A 16,831-nucleotide genomic window follows, 5' to 3' on the forward strand; every position below is an offset into this window, starting at 1 on the left:
GAAAATGAATTCAATTACCGTTTATACAACAACCAGATGTCCGTATTGTGTGATGTTAAAGAATTTTTTATCAGATTAAAACATTCCGTTTAAAGAAGTGAATGTTGAGACGAAACCTGAAATCATGCAGCAGCTTGTGAATACAACCGGTCAGATGGGTGTGCCTCAAACGGAGGTCAATGGAAAATGGATTGTTGGCTTTGATCCAAATAATATTATGATGGCACTAAAAAACTAGGGGGAATTTACAATGAGTAAAAAAGTAGCAATTATTGCAAGTAATGGTGGATTATTTGATGCATATAAAGTATATAATATCGCGACCGCAGCAGCTGCAACCGATCAAGAAGTAACGATTTTCTTCACATTTGAAGGGTTAAACCTGATTCATAAAGAAGCGTATAACCAACTTCCGATGCCTGCAGGAAAAGAGCACTTTGCAGAAGGTTTTGCAAAGGCAAATGTACCGGCAATTCCGGAATTAGCCGCAATGGCGCAAGAATTGGGAGTCAAATTTATAGGCTGCCAAATGACCATGGATGTTATGGGATTGGATAAAGAATCCTTTGTTGATGGAATTGAAGTTGGTGGAGCGGTAACCTTTTTGGAATTTGCTAAAGATGCTGACGTAACGCTGACATTTTAAAATAACTATATTTTTTTATAAAAAATTATACCACAGGGGGTAAAAAAATGCCGGTTAATGAAATGACATCGAAGGAAGTAACTAAAAAGATTTTTAATAAAGAAGCGTTATTTATTCTGGATGTTCGTAATGAAAGTGATTTTCAAGATTGGAAAATTGAAGGGGAAAACTTTACACATTTAAATGTCCCATATTTTGAACTGCTTGATGGTGTAGAAGATATTCTGGAAAAGATTCCAACTGATAAAGATATTTTGGTGGTGTGTGCGAAGGAAGGTTCATCCATTCTGATAGCGGATATGCTTTCTGAAAAAGGAGTAACTGTTTCTTACCTAAAGGGTGGAATGAAAGCATGGAGTGAACACTTAGAACCTGTTAAAGTGGGAGATCTGAAAGATGGAGGAGAAATTTATCAGTTTGTGCGAATTGGTAAAGGCTGCCTGTCTTATATGGTTGTTTCTAAAGGTGAAGCTGCCATTATCGATGCAACACGCATGACTGATATTTACCTCGAATTTGCGAATGGAATCGGCGCAAACATTACACATGTATTTGATACCCATCTTCATGCTGATCACATTTCCGGCGGACGATTGATTGCCGAAAAGACAAACGCAACATACTGGCTGCCGCCGAAGGATGCAACAGAAGTAACGTATGATTACCAGCCATTGGAAGGTGGTAATGATGTGGCAATTGGGAACACAACCATTAATATTCATGCTTTGTATTCTCCAGGCCACACCATCGGATCAACTTCTTTCGTAGTGGATGAAAAGTTCTTGCTTTCTGGTGATATCCTGTTCATTGATTCTATTGGAAGACCGGACCTTGCAGGTTTGGCTGAAGATTGGGTGCGGGATCTAAGAGAAACACTTTATACACGCTATAAAGAATTATCACTTGAGTTAGTTGTTCTTCCAGCACATTTTATGATCATTGAAGAATTAAACGCGGACGGCACCGTTTCTGAAAAGCTTGGAACTCTGTTTGCCAAAAATCATGGGTTAAACATTGAAGACGAAAATGAATTTAGAAAACTGGTGACTGAAAACTTACCGCCACAGCCAAATGCTTATCAAGAAATTCGTGAAACAAATATGGGGAAAATCAACCCGGATGAAGAAAAACAACGTGAGATGGAAATCGGACCAAACCGCTGTGCGGTTCGATAAATCGAAATTTTAGGAGGTAAATACTGATGGAAGCAACAAGAGTAGTAGATGCAAAAGGATTAGCATGTCCGATGCCGATTGTCAAAACAAAGAAAGCAATGACAGAGCTTGAAACCGGTCAAGTTTTAGAAATTCATTCAACAGACAAAGGGGCCAAAAATGATCTTGCTGCATGGGCAAAGTCAGGTGGACATGAGCTATTGAAGCATACAGAAGAAAGTGATGTTTTGAAGTTTTGGATTAAGAAAGGCTAGCAAATAAGGGAACCATATCAGGTTCCCTTTTCTTAAAGGAGGACAAACGATGGATTTTGGATTTATTATGACCATCTTCTTAATTGGATTTATCGGTTCTTACATTTCAGGAATGTTAGGAATTGGCGGTTCCATTATCAAATATCCAATGCTACTTTATATCCCGCCTTTATTTGGAATAGCAGCATTCAGTGCCCACGAAGTTTCTGGAATAAGCGCAGTTCAGGTGTTTTTTGCGACAATCGGAGGTGTGTGGGTATATCGAAAAGGGGGTTATTTAAATAAAACCCTCATTGGTTACATGGGAGTTAGTATTTTAATTGGGAGTTTTGTAGGCGGATTTTGTTCGAAAGTAATGTCAGAGGGTGGAATTAATCTAGTTTATGGGATTTTAGCATTAATTGCAGCCGTTATGATGTTTATTCCTAAAAAAGGAATCGATGATACTCCTCTTGATCAAGTGAACTTTAATAAGTGGCTTGCCGCATCACTTGCATTCATTGTTGGTATTGGATCCGGAATTGTTGGAGCCGCAGGTGCGTTCTTGTTAGTACCCATAATGCTCGTTGTGTTAAAAATTCCTACGAGAATGACCATTGCATCCTCTTTAGCGATTACCTTTATTTCTTCAATAGGCGCAACTATTGGGAAGATTACAACAGGGCAAGTGGAATTTTGGCCATCATTAATTATGGTAGTTGCGAGCTTGCTTGCTTCGCCGCTTGGAGCTATGGCCGGGAAAAAGGTAAATACTAAAGTGCTGCAAATTATTTTAGCTTTACTAATTTTAGCTACAGCCGTTAAGATCTGGGTGGATATTTTATAATTTTTGGTAAAATGTAAGTCTGGAAGATTACTGATTAGCGTAGAAAGAAGGGGTTAAATTTGGCGAACAAGCGATTAATTTATTTTGTATCGTTAAGTTCAAATGTTCCCTTTGTATTAAAGGAAGCTCTGCAAATGGCAAATCAACAAAATGAAGTGGCCATTTTCTTTGATCTTGATGGTGCCCGCGTTTTAGATCAAAGATATCTAAAAAAAATGGAGAGAACCCATAGCACGGAGCTTCCTGCATTATTACACTCAGCTTTAAATGCAGGGATTCCATTATATGGCTGCCAGATGAATGTTTTAATGGCCGATGGGTTAGAACTTGTTGATGGCGCGGAATTAGCTGGTGTAGTCACCTTTTTAGAGTTAGCGTATAAGGCTGACGCAGTGTTGAGTTATTGAAAGGGGATCATCATTCATGGAAGTAAAAAAGGTAGTTGTGTTAGCCCTTCATGAAGAATTAGAATCTGCCTATCCTCCTTTAAATATTGCTGTAGGAGCCGCCTCTTCCGGAGCGGACGTTATATTAGCTTTCTCTCGAAAGGGCGTAAGTATATTAGATAAAAAATATGTCCCGGTTCCATCTAATGGTTTAGAATATCTTTCGAAGGCACTAAAAGATTTTGGCGTTCCTTCAATTAACGAACTGCTTGAAATTGCGGTAGAAACAGGTGTGAAATTATTTGTTGTTGATTTAGACATCCATGATCAGATCGACTTTCTCTATCCGGCTGAACAAGTGCCTATCAAATGGGTTTTGAATGAAGCCGTTTCTGCAGATCTTTTTGTCCACTTTTAAATTTTTCAATAGACTAAATTAGGAAATGGGTGTTTTAAGTGAAAAATAAGGGTTTAAAGAATTGCGGAAATGGAACTTGAGGAATAAATAAGAAAGAACCCCAAATGAAAAATGTCTTTCCAATATGACCTGGGGTTTTTGTTTGGCTCCTGGCAGGAGTCATCTTATTAGTTTTCAAAATTATCGGTTGAGGCTTAACATCGAAAACATGAACATATACAGCAATCAGAGCGGCTTACTGACAATGGTAAGCCGTTTTTGATTTTACTTCATGTTTCCCTTGTTAGAAATCTGACAGAGGGAACTTACCATTATTCAGCAAAACGATACCCACGGAAGCTTAGAGTTACATAACCCTTGGCGTTTCTATATCAGGGATTCAGTTAGGCGCCGATGTCTGGTTATCCATTACAATTGACTTATTTGTTCGTGCTAATTCTGTTTTTTAAATTTAGAACTCAGTTTGTCAACAACATTTTAGCATGGTTATTGGTCTTCTGATTTGCCATGGAACAGATTTGCTACGCTGTCTGCTGACAGTGCTGGATGCAATGCTGAATATCGTTCGCCGGAGTACGCGTCATATAAATTCACTCCTTTATGTAATAGATATTTATTTTGATATACACATGCTCCGCAGCATGCTTACATTGGTGGATGGGCCCCTATGGACAGCTCCCTGGTTCAGCATGGCACTGGAAAGGGAAAGCACGTTTGTCCTCTTGAGCAACCTGAGCCAGGATAAAAAACCGGGAAGCCGTGGCCTTCTAAAGAGATAATGGTTGGGGTTCGACGAGACCATCTACCTGGACAGGAAGAACACAGGATAATTAGTTTATAATGAGCCGGTTGTCGAATGATATCAGAGGACCAATTCACAGATTATCCCTTTATCGTAACCCTTCGAGGACAGGGGTATAAGTTTAACATTGAAAACTAAACATATTGATTGGTTCTTTTTTAAACCTTCCAGAGGACTTCTTTTATAAAGAATGGGTAAAATAACTCCGTACACAGCTTAAGGAAAATAATAGCTGCGAGGAGTGATGAAATGCGAAAGGAACTTACGATTATTCAGCAAAACGATACCCACGGCAGCTTAGAGTTACATAACGAGCTGTTTTGGAGTCCGAACGGTCCGGGATTAAAAAAAGTCGGGGGATTTTCAAGGATCAGCCAATATATAAATGAGGTAAAAAGCAAAAAGCCAAAGGTGCTGTTCTTTGATGGCGGCGATTTATTTCACGGGACTCTACCCTTAGTTACAACGCAGGGAGCTTCGCTGCTTCCAGCTTTACAAAAGATGAACCTGGATGGGTTTGTGCCTGGAAACTGGGATTTTGCTTATGGGAAGGAACAATTGAAAGCAAATGTTGACCGTATCCCTTTTCAAGCTCTCTCTGCCAATGTGATAGATGAAGGCACTATGCAGCCCTTTTTTAATCCATATATGATCAAGGAACTTCAGGGAGTTAAAGTTGGAGTGATTGGGTTGACGTATCCATTTGTTGATCAAACGATGCCTGATTCTTTTTCAAAAGGATTGTCTTTTTCCTTAGGAGTAAAGGAGACAGAACATATTGTTGAAACCATCAAGGGAGATGTGGATCTGATCATCCTTATCAGTCACATGGGACTACCGCTTGACATAAAATTAGCTTCGTTAGTGAAGGGGATAAATATCATCTTGTCCGGGCATAGCCATGATAGGGTGAAACGTCCCATTTTCCAAGATGAAACAATTATTGTACAAGCAGGTTCGAGTTCCTCGTTTTTAGGGAGACTGGATATAACATTGGAAAATAGGAAATTGCAAGAATTTAATTATGAGCTCATACCAATATTCGAGCATTTTGAGACGGATTGGGAAATGGATGAAATAATCAATTCTATTATCGAACCTTATCAAAAAGATAAAGAGGATATTGTTGGCAGTACAAATTCGATTCTCCATAGAATGACATTAAATGAAGCTCCTATGGATCGATTGATTACAGATGCTTATTTGCATGCCTATGATTGCGATCTTGCCTTTTCACATGGCTGGAGGTATGGATCACCCATCGCAGCGGGACCGGTCAGTGTATACGATTTAAATAGCATTATTCCAACCAATCCTGAGCTATTTACGGTAGAAATAGAGGGGCATAGGTTATTAAAAGCAATTGAAAAAAACTTGGAACAAGTCTTTTCTGCAGACCCCTTTGAACAAAAGGGTGGTTATATTCTGCGTTCATCCGGCATGTTTATGACTTATAAACCATACAATCCGAAAGGAAATCGAATTCAAAGCTTGTTAATAAAGGGAAAGAACGTTGATCTACACAAAACATATAAAATTGTGGGAGGGGGCAAGCAACTTTTTAAAGGGCTAGAAGCCAACAAATCTTATAAAGGGGTACATGCAATTGATGTTATTGAGGCTTATTTGAATAAAAAGACAATCAATTTTAGCGGTGAACAACATATTATCAGTGTATAAAATTCAAAAAGCTTCTGCTATTCTCTTTGTTTAGCATTAATTAAGAAACATAAAAAAGAACTTATCCTCTCTATGTGAAGTGAAGCAATCATTGTTCACCAAACGCTCATTTTTAATTAACCGAATCTTAACAATCATTTTGGATAATAGGGTCGAAAAATGATTCGGATAAATCTTCTCTTTGGAGAAGCTTCCCCGATATAGAGAGGAGCTTTTAAATGAATAAATTATTTATATCTTCAGTTCTTGCAATTGTTATGACCATGGTACTTGGATTTAGCGCACTTTATTTATTTGTGCTCGATTCGAAAAATCAGCTACCTGTAAAAGTTTCTACAGATGATAGTCCTGTAGCTCAAGTTGAAAAGTCAAATCATCCGTATCCTCCGCCAAGTATGGATGATGTTCCTGAGGGTGAAGAGGGAGAATTAATTAAATTGGGAGAAAAAGCTCATAACGAGACGAACACAGTTCTCGATGGATATGTAGGGAATACACTGAGTTGTGCAAGCTGCCATGCAAATGGTGGCGTTGATTCCTCACTTGACCTTGTTGGAGTTTCAAAGACATATCCTCAATATAATTCAAGGGCAGGTAGAGTAGTAAAACTAGAGGATCGTATTAACGGTTGCTTTAAACGAAGTATGAATGGTAAACCTCTTCCTTTGGATAGCAAGGAAATGAAAGCGATGGTTGCCTATTATTCCTTTATTTCAACAAATGTCCCTGATGGTACGAAAGAAAGACCATTGGCCAAGCTGACAAAAGCAGAGGGTGACTTAGCCAAAGTCAATATTGATGAAGGCAGGGAAACTTACAACAAAGCATGTATTACGTGTCATGGTGAGGACGGATCAGGGGCTGGAACAGGACTAGCTCTTTGGGGAGATAAATCGTACAATATTGGCGCGGGAATGGCACGGAACAGGACAGCAGCAGGGTTTATCAAAGAATACATGCCAAAAGCACCGACGGGCGGATATGAACCGGGTTCCTTAACGGAAGAGGAAGCTATGAACATCGCTGCATACATTAACTCAATGAATAGACCGGATTTTCCAGATAAAATTAAAGACTGGCCAAAAGGGGATGCCCCCGATGATGCGGCTTATGAAACACTTGCCAGTAAAAAAGAAACAGAGAAAAAATAAACACTAATGAATGACCCGTTGAAAGCGGGTCATTTTACAGTTAAATTAAAATCATCCTTTTGTAAAACTCATTCTTTAATCGGTATAATAGAGACAAGGGGCTGATTGAGTTGGAAGATAAAAAATTAAGAGGCAAAACAATCTTAGTAGTAGATAGCAATAATGAAAACCGTGCAATGATAAGATTTCACCTTTCGAGGCTAGGATTCGAAATAATAGAAGCTACCAATGGACAAATAGCCCGAGAAAAATACTTAAAGTACGATCCCTGCTTTGTGTTGCTGGAAACATCTCTGCCTGATATGGATGCACTGGAGATTTGCTCGTGGATGCGTTACGAACTTGACAGCAATGTCCCGATCATTATTCTATCATCTGAAAATACAGATTATGACAGGATAGAAGGCTTAAAAAAGGGAGCTGATGATTATATCGGCAAACCCTATAATCTAGAGGAATTAACAATCAGAATCGAAACGGTATTACGGAGAACCGCAAACCGCTGCAGCAAACGGCAAATATCCCAATACTAATGCAAATCACAAAGGACTATGATCTCGAAAGAGTGTGGATCAATCCAATACGCGCCAAAGAACTTGGCATAAAGGATGGGGACTTAGTAGAAGTAAAATCTAATGAGGCAACGAGCAAGATCCGCGTGAAGGTTACCGAACGCATCCATCCTGAAGCATTATTTGTACCGAGCCATTACGGAATTACGTCAAAACACTTAAAAACTGGTAATGGAGTTGGCTTTGGCTATATGGAACACGTTCCTTTTGACTTTGAACCATGGAGTGGGGCTGGCATGATTCACGAAGTTATCGTAAGGGTAAGGAAGGTGGAAGTCTAATGGCGCGTTATGGAATGCTAATGAATACAACTAAATGCGTAGGCTGTTTTGCGTGCCGAGTTAGCTGCCAAATGCAAAATGAGCTGCCTGTCAAAGAATCATTCATAAAATTTTATGAAAAAGAATTAGGCGTTTTCCCAAACGTTAAAAATGAAATTATTCCTGTCCAGTGCCAGCACTGTGAAGATGCACCCTGTGCGAGTGTATGTCCTACAAAAGCTACTTATGTGACAAAAGATGGCATTGTTTTAGTGGATGAAGAACGATGCATTGGCTGTAAATATTGTATGGTTGCCTGTCCCTATAATGCAAGAATTCATAGTGAAGAAACAGGGTGCGTGGAAAAGTGCCGTTTTTGCGCGGAATTAGTTGCAGAAGGAAAACAGCCTGCATGTGTAAGTACTTGTATTAGTAATGCACGTATTTTTGGAGATCTGGATGATCCTAACAGTGATGTTTCGAAGGCAATCATTAAATATAATGCGAAACCCTTGAGACCTGATTTGGGCAAAGCGAAAATTTATTACGTGAGGTGAGTTCAATGGTTTGGGGAACGATTATTGCGGCCTACTTATTTTTGGCCGGGCTAAGTGCAGGCGCGTTTTTGACATCTTCCTATGTATCTCGTAAATACCCTGAAGCAGTTACGATAAGAATTGTGGGCAGAATGATCAGTCCTGCTTTAATGGGTGTTGGCCTGTTGCTGCTCATTTTGGATGCAGAGGCCGGAATAAAGCATCCTTTACGCTTTATCTATCTGTTAACGAATTTCAATTCCGTCATGACAATTGGAACGTATTTCATCAGCATATTTATGATGATTTCACTTTATTTTGCTTTGATGGAAATATTAAAAAAGAATACTATAAAGTTATTTGAGTATGCCGGCGTGTTATTTGCTGTTGCGACGGCGATTTATACAGGTTTCTTGATCGGGGTCATCAGTGCGGTTCCATTATGGAATACGGCCATCCTGCCAATCCTGTTTGTCGTTTCCGGCGTTTCAACAGGAATAGCAGCCACAATGCTGGTTTCCTCGGTCATTAACAAACACGAAGTCCATAAAGTCGCATCTGTAAAAAAATACACTTGATTTTACTAATTACCGAAATATTCCTTTTTCTTCACGATGTTCTTGATCACAAGCTCTTCCAATGAATCTGCTGCCCAGTCTGTTTCTTCCCTGTTGTCCGGTGAATTCAGTAATCTCTTCTGGATCGGGTTAATAGCTGTTGGACTCCTATTGCCAATGGTTGTTGAAGGGCTTGAATTAATGAACTCCAACAAGATTGCGAAGAGTTCAGTCGGGCGGGAAGTCGCTTCTTCGGGTTCAACGGGAATAATCCCTACCCTAATTACCGAAAGTTCCGTGCTGGCTGGTGGATTCATCCTTCGCTACCTCATTCTGGCAGCAGCCGTGCCGATTGCTTTTCTATAGTATGATCGAACTTCCCTTATATAGAGAACTATATTCCTAATGCGGAATATGGTTCTTTTTTATAATGGTCACTTAATCTTTAAATTTTTCCAATTTGAGTGCAATAAAACCTACTAAAATAAATAAGTATAGGAAAGCATTGGAAAGCATTGGATTTTTAATATCTCAGGGGTGATAATAATGGATTTGGAAATGGAACACATTCAGCAGATAATGGATCAATTGCCTGATGGGATTATCGTCATGAATGAGAAAAGGGTCATCTATTTTATGAATTTAAAGGCCCGGGAACTAACTGGTTGGGAAATTGGGGATAAGGTTCCATATTGCACGTATTGTCATCATAGAGAAGTAGAAGATGATGAAGAAAGGTGCCTTAAATGACTCTTTGCCTTACTTTTATTCGCAAATGCCAGTGTATGCAGGCGTAGTGAAAGACTTTAGCATGAGCCTTAAAAGGATTTTTATCAGGGGAGAACTGAATTTTCAATTGATATTAAGGCCTCCGGTAAGAAATGAACATATTGAGATGGCTAAGTTTCACGAATTGCTTGTTCAAGAAACGATGTTGACACAGGAGGCAGAACGGAAAAGGATTGCTCGGGAACTCCATGATCACATTGGACAAAGTGTTTACAGTATTTATTTAGGACTTGAAGGAATAAAGGCGTTTGTTGAAAATGAAAAATACGAAAAACATTTAGCACGAATGACAAACGTAATGGAAAAAACATTGAATGAAATTAAGGATTTATCGAAAAGCTTGAGACCGGAAATTGTTTCCCGGCTTGGAATAAGAGATACATTAACAGAAGCAGTAAGAGAATGGAGAACCCTTTATAATATTGAATTTTATTGATGATCAATCTCACAGACGAAGAGTCTTTTGATTCAGAAAATGAACTTCATTTTTTTCGCGTTTTGCAGGAGGGTATTAATAATGCGATTCGTCATGGCAAAGCAGATTACATCTCAATTCAACTAAAATCATATTTTCATCATGTCTTCTTCAAAGTCTATGATAATGGTATGGGTTTCGAAATCAAAAACGAGAACATTAATGGCCTCGGGACCAAACACATGTTAGAGAGATGCAGAATTCTTGAAGGAGATCTCAGATGGTTCAGTAAATGGGGGGGGGCCTAGTGTTGAAGGGTTTGTCACGTTAGTCAGTAAAGAGGGGAAGGTGCACCATGAACTTAATGATTGTTGATGATCATGAAATTGTACGTGAGGGTTTGGCCATGCTGATGGAGCAATCTTTTTGTATTGATGCGGTTTATTTTGCTTCAGAAGGAAGAGAAGCACTTCGGCTGGCGACAAATTACCCGGTTGATTTAGTGCTTCTGGATTTATCGATGCCTGGCGGATTAGACGGACTATCCGTTATAGGAAAACTAAAAAATTTACTTTCTGATGCGAAGGTCGTTGTTTTTTCAATGTATGGTGACATTCGACATCAGAAAAAAGCCTTCGAATGCGGGGCAGATGGATTTTTAGTGAAACAGTTAAAAAGGAAAGAATTGATTCAGTCAATTGATCAAATCCTGGCAAATCATAAAGTTTTTAATGAGCAGGTGTTTTCAGGAGATACCGAGTCCAGGTCACAATCGGTAGTACCTTTGGATTTGCCGATCACAAACCGGGAGAGGGAAGTGTTCATATTAACGGTAAAAGGTTTTACACAAAAAGATATCGCCGAAAAGCTTCATATCTCCATCAAAACGGTTGAAAATCATCGCGCCGTATTTGTGAAAAATTAGGAAGTCATAAACGAAACGATTGGATAGATATTGCTAAAAAACACAATATTTTTGACCTATAGACTGTTTCTGTTTATCACTATCTCCGCCTTGTTTTGTCACTTTTTAGATGCAAAAGGTTCACACAAAAGAAACAGACATAGATATAGGGGTATGGGTATAATGACGGTGTAAGAAAAAATAAATTGTTTCCGGGAGGAAGTATGTTATGGAACAGCAGGTACCATCTTTAGCGATTATTTTATTATCCGAAAATCTTGAAAAGCTTCATGCAGGCTCATTGGTAGGATCAGTTGCCTCTATGTCAGGAATGACTGTTAATGTATTCGTGACGATGAACGCACTGAAGGCTTTCAAAAAGGAAAACTTTGAAAATGAAAACTTTGTAACTGGCACAATCGGAAAAGAAATGCTTGCGAAGAAGATTCCTTTGTTTAATGAATTGCTGAAGGAAGGCAAGGAAAACGGTGTTCTCCATATTTATGGATGTGCGCTTGCAATGGATATTATGGGCTGGGAAAAAAAAGATATGGTTGATATCTTTGATGATGTTATCGGTGTAACGAAGTTTTTAGGAATGGCCCAGGGAGCACAAGTTATCACTATGTGATACGCAGACGAGGGAAAAAAGAATAGGGCCAATGATTCTTTTTTTCCACACCTGGAAAATTTATTTAACTAACATGGAGGTAAAAGTCATGAGTGAAGCTGTCGTAACTAAATCAATTGATGCCAGAGGAGCATATTGCCCCGGTCCGTTAATGGAACTTGTAAAAGGAATTAAAAAAGGAGCCATTGGCGATGTAATCGAAGTTATTTCTACTGATAAAGGATCTGCCAAAGACATTCCTGAATGGGTAAACAAGATGGGCCACGAAATCGTATACAGAAAAATTGATGGAGACGAATTCAGAATTGCGGTCAGAAAAGCAAAATGAAATCTTACCATGAAGACCGAAATAAAGAGGTGTAATCAATGAAGAACAGAATCGTCGTGCTTGGCGGCGGAAGTGCAGGAACAATGGTGGCGAACAAGCTTGCAAGGCAGCTTGGAGAGCAAGTGAAAAACGGTGACGTAGAAATTGTGCTTCTTTCAAATACCGAAAAGCATATTTACCAGCCGGGATACTTGTTTATCGCTTTTAACGAAAAGCCTTCTAAACACTTTATCCGCAAGCAAGAAACCCTTGTACACAAACTTGTAAACTTGGTATTTGACGATATTATTAAAATCGTGCCTGAAAAGAAAATGGTAGCATCTGCAAAAATACAATACCCATATGATTATCTGGTTATTGCAACTGGATCACATCTGGATTTCGACAGTGTTCCTGGGCTGAAAGAAGGAGCACATAATTTCTATACTCTTGAAGGTGCGGAGCGTTTGCGTGATGATCTTGCGGCTATGGAAAAAGGACGGATTATGATTACCGTTGATGTTCCGCACAAATGCCCGGCCGCACCGCTTGAACTTGCCTTGATGCTGGATGATTATTTCCGCAAGCAAGGAAAACGTAAAGACATCGAGATTAAGTATACGTATCCAATCGGAAGAATTCACTCACTTGCTCCGGTTGCTGAATGGGCATTGCCGGAGTTTGAAAAGCGAGACATCAAATACGAAACCTTCTTTAACCTCGAAGAAGTTGATCCTAAGCGCAAAGTCGCGATTACGATGGACGGAGAGGAACATCAGTATGATATGCTCGTTGCCATCCCTGCCCATACAGGTGCAAAAGCAGTGATCGATTCAGGAATCGGTGATGAGTCAGGATTTATTCCTACAGGCCGGTCTAACTTGAAAATGATAGGACGGGATGATATCTATGTGATTGGCGATGCGACCAACCTGCCTATAAGTAAAGCAGGGTCGACTGCTCATTATCAGTCAGAATCGCTTGTGGCGAATATCATCAATCGGGTGAATGGCCTTCCCGAAACGGCTGTATATAACGGCAAGGTCGCCTGCTTCCTTGAAAACAGTCTGGAAAATGCCAGTATGATCACTTTTGATTACAATAACCCTCCAGAGCCTGCAGCAACTTCTGACCTGTTTCACTGGTTTAAAGCTGTTTATAATGAGCTTTACTGGTTAAATGCTAAAGGAATTTTATAGAAGGGGTGGGTACAATGGTTTTGGAAACACCTCAATCACAAATAATAGAACAAGACCAGCTTAAAAGTTTCACTGATGCCGTTTTAAAGGGAATTACCGGTGAAATGGTGTCTTCGATGGCCGAAAAAGGCGTTAAAATGGTTGAAATGGCCGATGATATTCTCCAACCCGAAACGATCTCTCTTTTAAAGGTTCTTCCGGAAGTGAGTGCAAGCCTGGAACGAACTTTAATGGAAGTCAAACGTCTTGAAGAATCCGGCGTATTGAAGTCTTTGATGCAGCTGGCAGATTTAGCAGCAAGCATGAAAAAAGGCATGACAGGGCCTATGGTAACGGATATGGTTGAAAAAGCCGTCGGCGGCATAGAAATCGCGGACTCATTAATCCAGCTTGGAGCGCTTGACTTAGTCGAAGGCATGCTTAAAGCATTCGATGAAGCTAAAAAGGACAGAACTGGAAAAGCTCCGCTAACTTCCATTCAGCTTATGAAGGCTTTAACAACTAAGGAAACGCGCGAAGGTATGGGCTTAATGGTTTCGTTGTTAAAATTTTTACCAAACGAAATTTTGAAATAAGAAATGACAAAGAGATTTCATTAATGAACTGATTCGCACATAAAGAATGGAGCTTTAACTGCCCAGGGTACTCTAAAGGAGTATCCTGTTTTTTATCTGATTTTTTAAGGAAAAATAATATCTATTCCTCCATCGTTTCTCCACTTTTTTAAATTATGATAAAATCAGCCCTTTTTCTATTCGCTTGTAACTGAGTTCGCAGCTGTATAAGATGATTATAACAACGTCATGCTTAATACTTGTTTTCACATACTTTTTGTGAAGCTTTAAGGAGCAATGGATGAAAGTGATGACTAAATTTAAAAGCATTTCCTTCAAGCTCGGGTTATTATTTAGTGGGATTTTTATTTCCCTGTTTCTCGTTCTTGGGTTCCTTTTATACGGAGTTTTTACTAATTTTTTTGTTGATTACATCAAACAGGATTTATTGGCAAGGGGAAATAATCATGCGAGAATTTTAGAGGACCAGTTCAACAAGGCAACCATAAATCATGTAATTGAAATGGAAAGAGGTGTTAGATCAAAAGTATTAGTAACTGATAGTGAGCAAAAAATTCTTGCTTCATCTGCAGTCCCTGACCAAGACATGAAGCAGCATATTCGTAATAGGGATAATAACGGGGCAGGCCGTATTTTAGAAAGTGATTGGCAGCAGCACAAATATATTATTTCGGTATCGCCAATAGGAAAAAGTACAGGTTATGTGTATATGTACTACCCTGTATATATCCTGAGGGAAATTGTCATGGTAATGAATGCTTTAATCACGATTGCAAGTATCGGCATCGTGTTACTGGCTTTTGGCCTCATTGGAATTCTATCTCGGAAGCTGACGAAACCCCTGCTCACAATGAAAGAGGCAACTAATGAAATGGCATCAGGAAAATATAAGCAAAAAATAGCGATTAAAGGTAACGATGAAATCGCCCAGCTTGGAAATTCCATTCAGAAACTGGGAGAACAGCTGCAGTATTATGAAGATAGCAGGAACGATTTTCTGGCAGCTGTATCGCATGAGCTTCGCACTCCATTAACCTATATAAAAGGATACAGCGATATTCTTAATAAGGAAATCATAAAAAGCAGCGAAGAAAAGGCGGAATACTTGAAGATTATTAATAAAGAGGCAAAGCGGATCTCTTTTCTGGTGAATGATTTGTTCGAGATGAGCAAACTTCAGGTGGGGAAATTTGAATTAAATAAAGAGTGGGCTAACATCAATACCATTATTAAAAAAGTAATCTCTAATCTTAAGCCTGCGGCCATGAAAAAAGACCTGGTGTTAAATGAGAGCATTCAAACGGACTTGCCTGCTGTCCATGTTGACACGCAAAGAATGGAACAAGTACTTTATAACCTGATAGAAAATGGAATTAAATATACCAATCATGGCGGGATTACAGTCCGGTCTTATGTGAAAAAAGAGTTTATTGTAATTGAAATAAAAGATACAGGGATTGGAATTCCGCAAGAAGATTTAGCGAAAATCTGGGAACGGTTCTATCGTGTTGACCAATCCCGGACGAGAAAAACCGGGGGAACCGGTCTGGGGTTATACGTTGTCAAGCAGATCATTGAATCGCATGGTGGGGATATTACTGTCAAAAGTACTGAAAACGAAGGTTCTGTTTTCACGATTTTTTTAAAAAAGTGATGTTATTTCAAGATTAATCAAATCATCTTAGGAGAAGAAAAATGAAGAAAATATTAATTGTCGATGATGAATTTGAAATGAGACAGCTGTTGCGCCTGTATTTACAGCAAGAAAACTATCAAGTGGAGGAAGCTGAAAACGGCAGCGAAGCATATCGAAAAATTGAAAAAAATGATTATGATTTAATGATTCTTGACGTCATGATGCCTTTGATGGATGGCTGGGAGACGATCGGACAAGTGAGAAAAATATCGGACATCCCGATCATCATGTTAACAGCAAAGGGGTCGGTCCAGGATAAAGTCACCGGCTTGTCCACAGGGGCTGATGATTACCTGGTAAAACCCTTTGAAGAAGCAGAATTGATGGTAAGGGTTCAAGCTTTGCTCCGCAGGATGCAACATAACGATAAAGAAGATGAAGTGCTGAAATATGAAGGAATTATCTTAAACCTTACTGCTCGTGATGTAATGTATCAGGATAAAAAAATTAATCTCACCCAAACGGAGTTCGATCTGCTCGAAGCTCTCATCAAGCATAGAGGGAAGGTTTTATCAAGAGAGCAGCTTGTGGAACTGATCTGGGGTATTGAATTTATGGGAGATGACCGAACGGTTGACTCTCACATTAAGAATCTCAGGGAAAAATTAAAAGCCTCAGGAATTGATAAGTTACTCGTCAAAACGGTTTGGGGTATCGGATATAAAGTAGAATAAGGTGAGAATATGAAACGACTGTTGCCTATAATGTTATTAACAATCTTAATTTTGCTGGGAGTTTCATTATTAATTTTTGTGTTACGCATGGTCTGGTTTCCTCCCGGCTCCATGGGAATGATGATGGGAAGAAAAATGATGTTCCAGCACATGTTTTTCTGGTTTGGTCAAATGTTTTGGATTTTCCTGATTATTATCGGTGTTATTATATTCATTTGGCTGATAATAAATAAAAAAAATAAGAATTAAAACATATTTAATGAAAAGCTGATAGAGGCCAGCAGTGGCTCCATCAGCTGTTTTATTATTATTAATCTCTACATATTTTCTTCATGATTACACTTTATATTTTAATTATAGAAACAAATATTGATTTAC

General features: G+C 39.1%; 23 protein-coding genes and 1 pseudogene. 23 read left to right on the forward strand and 1 reads right to left on the reverse strand.

From position 1 onward, the window contains the following. Positions 1-4 precede the first annotated feature (4 nt). The 13 genes and pseudogenes from CU635_RS13650 to nrfD all read left to right on the forward strand — a co-directional run bounded on the left by CU635_RS13650 (position 5) and on the right by nrfD (position 9,284). Positions 5-238 (forward strand): annotated as a pseudogene (locus CU635_RS13650) (glutaredoxin family protein). A 12-nt stretch (positions 239-250) separates the two neighbouring features. Further along, complete coding sequence (locus tag CU635_RS13655) at positions 251-646, forward strand: DsrE/DsrF/DrsH-like family protein (RefSeq protein WP_101577917.1); 396 nt, start codon at positions 251-253, stop codon at positions 644-646. Positions 647-693: 47 nt separating this feature from the next. Continuing rightward, entirely contained in the window at positions 694-1,821 is a 1,128-nt protein-coding gene (locus CU635_RS13660) for an MBL fold metallo-hydrolase (RefSeq protein WP_101577918.1), read from the forward strand. Positions 1,822-1,847: 26 nt separating this feature from the next. After that, entirely contained in the window at positions 1,848-2,075 is a 228-nt protein-coding gene (locus CU635_RS13665; RefSeq protein WP_101577919.1) for a sulfurtransferase TusA family protein, read from the forward strand. 49 nt (positions 2,076-2,124) lie between these two features. Continuing rightward, complete coding sequence (locus tag CU635_RS13670; RefSeq protein ID WP_101577920.1) at positions 2,125-2,901, forward strand: sulfite exporter TauE/SafE family protein; 777 nt, start codon at positions 2,125-2,127, stop codon at positions 2,899-2,901. 134 nt (positions 2,902-3,035) lie between these two features. Continuing rightward, positions 3,036-3,308, forward strand: coding sequence for a DsrE/DsrF/DrsH-like family protein (locus CU635_RS13675; protein ID WP_245917468.1), 273 nt, complete (start codon positions 3,036-3,038; stop codon positions 3,306-3,308). Between the two features lie 16 nt (positions 3,309-3,324). After that, positions 3,325-3,705, forward strand: a complete 381-nt coding sequence (locus CU635_RS13680; RefSeq protein ID WP_101577922.1) for a peroxiredoxin family protein — start codon at positions 3,325-3,327, stop codon at positions 3,703-3,705. 1,051 nt (positions 3,706-4,756) lie between these two features. Continuing rightward, entirely contained in the window at positions 4,757-6,187 is a 1,431-nt protein-coding gene (locus tag CU635_RS13685; protein ID WP_101577923.1) for a bifunctional metallophosphatase/5'-nucleotidase, read from the forward strand. A gap of 218 nt (positions 6,188-6,405) precedes the next feature. Continuing rightward, the gene (locus CU635_RS13690; protein ID WP_101577924.1) at positions 6,406-7,338 is read left to right on the forward strand and encodes a c-type cytochrome; all 933 of its coding nucleotides are present in this window, start codon (positions 6,406-6,408) and stop codon (positions 7,336-7,338) included. Positions 7,339-7,448: 110 nt separating this feature from the next. Next, positions 7,449-7,871, forward strand: coding sequence for a response regulator transcription factor (locus CU635_RS13695; protein WP_101577925.1), 423 nt, complete (start codon positions 7,449-7,451; stop codon positions 7,869-7,871). Then, positions 7,871-8,191 carry a molybdopterin dinucleotide binding domain-containing protein gene (locus CU635_RS13700; RefSeq protein ID WP_101577926.1) on the forward strand — a complete coding sequence of 107 codons (321 nt, stop codon included), beginning with the start codon at positions 7,871-7,873 and terminating at the stop codon, positions 8,189-8,191. Before CU635_RS13695 ends, CU635_RS13700 begins: the two co-directional genes overlap by 1 nt. Then, on the forward strand, positions 8,191-8,727 hold the full coding sequence (locus tag CU635_RS13705) for a 4Fe-4S dicluster domain-containing protein (protein WP_101577927.1): 537 nt from the start codon (positions 8,191-8,193) through the stop codon (positions 8,725-8,727). The genes CU635_RS13700 and CU635_RS13705 overlap by 1 nt, the downstream gene beginning before the upstream one ends. Positions 8,728-8,732: 5 nt before the next feature. Next, positions 8,733-9,284, forward strand: a complete 552-nt coding sequence (nrfD, locus tag CU635_RS13710; RefSeq protein WP_101577928.1) for an NrfD/PsrC family molybdoenzyme membrane anchor subunit — start codon at positions 8,733-8,735, stop codon at positions 9,282-9,284. 5 nt (positions 9,285-9,289) lie between these two features. Here the strand turns inward: nrfD and CU635_RS13715 are convergent, their stop codons facing one another. Then, positions 9,290-9,580 carry a hypothetical protein gene (locus CU635_RS13715; RefSeq protein WP_101577929.1) on the reverse strand — a complete coding sequence of 97 codons (291 nt, stop codon included), beginning with the start codon at positions 9,578-9,580 and terminating at the stop codon, positions 9,290-9,292. Between the two features lie 229 nt (positions 9,581-9,809). Here CU635_RS13715 and CU635_RS13720 point away from each other — a divergent pair, with 229 nt between their 5' ends. The 10 genes from CU635_RS13720 (at position 9,810) to CU635_RS13765 (ending at position 16,453) form a co-directional block, all read left to right on the forward strand. Beyond that, on the forward strand, positions 9,810-10,013 hold the full coding sequence (locus tag CU635_RS13720; RefSeq protein ID WP_101577930.1) for a PAS domain-containing protein: 204 nt from the start codon (positions 9,810-9,812) through the stop codon (positions 10,011-10,013). Then, entirely contained in the window at positions 9,988-10,488 is a 501-nt protein-coding gene (locus tag CU635_RS13725; RefSeq protein ID WP_101577931.1) for a sensor histidine kinase, read from the forward strand. The genes CU635_RS13720 and CU635_RS13725 overlap by 26 nt, the downstream gene beginning before the upstream one ends. After that, entirely contained in the window at positions 10,488-10,775 is a 288-nt protein-coding gene (locus tag CU635_RS24355) for a sensor histidine kinase (protein WP_101577932.1), read from the forward strand. Before CU635_RS13725 ends, CU635_RS24355 begins: the two co-directional genes overlap by 1 nt. 47 nt (positions 10,776-10,822) lie before the next feature. After that, positions 10,823-11,392 (forward strand): response regulator transcription factor, encoded by a 570-nt coding sequence (locus CU635_RS13735; RefSeq protein WP_101577933.1) that lies wholly within the window; start codon positions 10,823-10,825, stop codon positions 11,390-11,392. Positions 11,393-11,600: 208 nt separating this feature from the next. After that, the gene (locus CU635_RS13740) at positions 11,601-12,002 is read left to right on the forward strand and encodes a DsrE/DsrF/DrsH-like family protein (protein ID WP_101577934.1); all 402 of its coding nucleotides are present in this window, start codon (positions 11,601-11,603) and stop codon (positions 12,000-12,002) included. A gap of 88 nt (positions 12,003-12,090) precedes the next feature. Next, entirely contained in the window at positions 12,091-12,330 is a 240-nt protein-coding gene (locus tag CU635_RS13745; RefSeq protein ID WP_101577935.1) for a sulfurtransferase TusA family protein, read from the forward strand. Positions 12,331-12,368: 38 nt separating this feature from the next. Next, the gene (locus CU635_RS13750) at positions 12,369-13,508 is read left to right on the forward strand and encodes an NAD(P)/FAD-dependent oxidoreductase (RefSeq protein ID WP_101577936.1); all 1,140 of its coding nucleotides are present in this window, start codon (positions 12,369-12,371) and stop codon (positions 13,506-13,508) included. A 14-nt stretch (positions 13,509-13,522) separates the two neighbouring features. After that, on the forward strand, positions 13,523-14,083 hold the full coding sequence (locus tag CU635_RS13755; RefSeq protein ID WP_101577937.1) for a helical membrane plugin domain-containing protein: 561 nt from the start codon (positions 13,523-13,525) through the stop codon (positions 14,081-14,083). Positions 14,084-14,372: 289 nt separating this feature from the next. Then, a complete protein-coding gene (locus CU635_RS13760) occupies positions 14,373-15,737 on the forward strand; it encodes a sensor histidine kinase (RefSeq protein WP_101577960.1) in 1,365 nt (454 codons plus the stop codon). A 41-nt stretch (positions 15,738-15,778) separates the two neighbouring features. Continuing rightward, positions 15,779-16,453 (forward strand): response regulator transcription factor, encoded by a 675-nt coding sequence (locus CU635_RS13765; protein WP_101577938.1) that lies wholly within the window; start codon positions 15,779-15,781, stop codon positions 16,451-16,453. The last annotated feature ends 378 nt before the right edge of the window (positions 16,454-16,831 follow it).

This window comes from Bacillus canaveralius, from assembly GCF_002860125.1.
GTDB classification, from domain to species: domain Bacteria; phylum Bacillota; class Bacilli; order Bacillales; family Cytobacillaceae; genus Bacillus_BJ; species Bacillus_BJ canaveralius.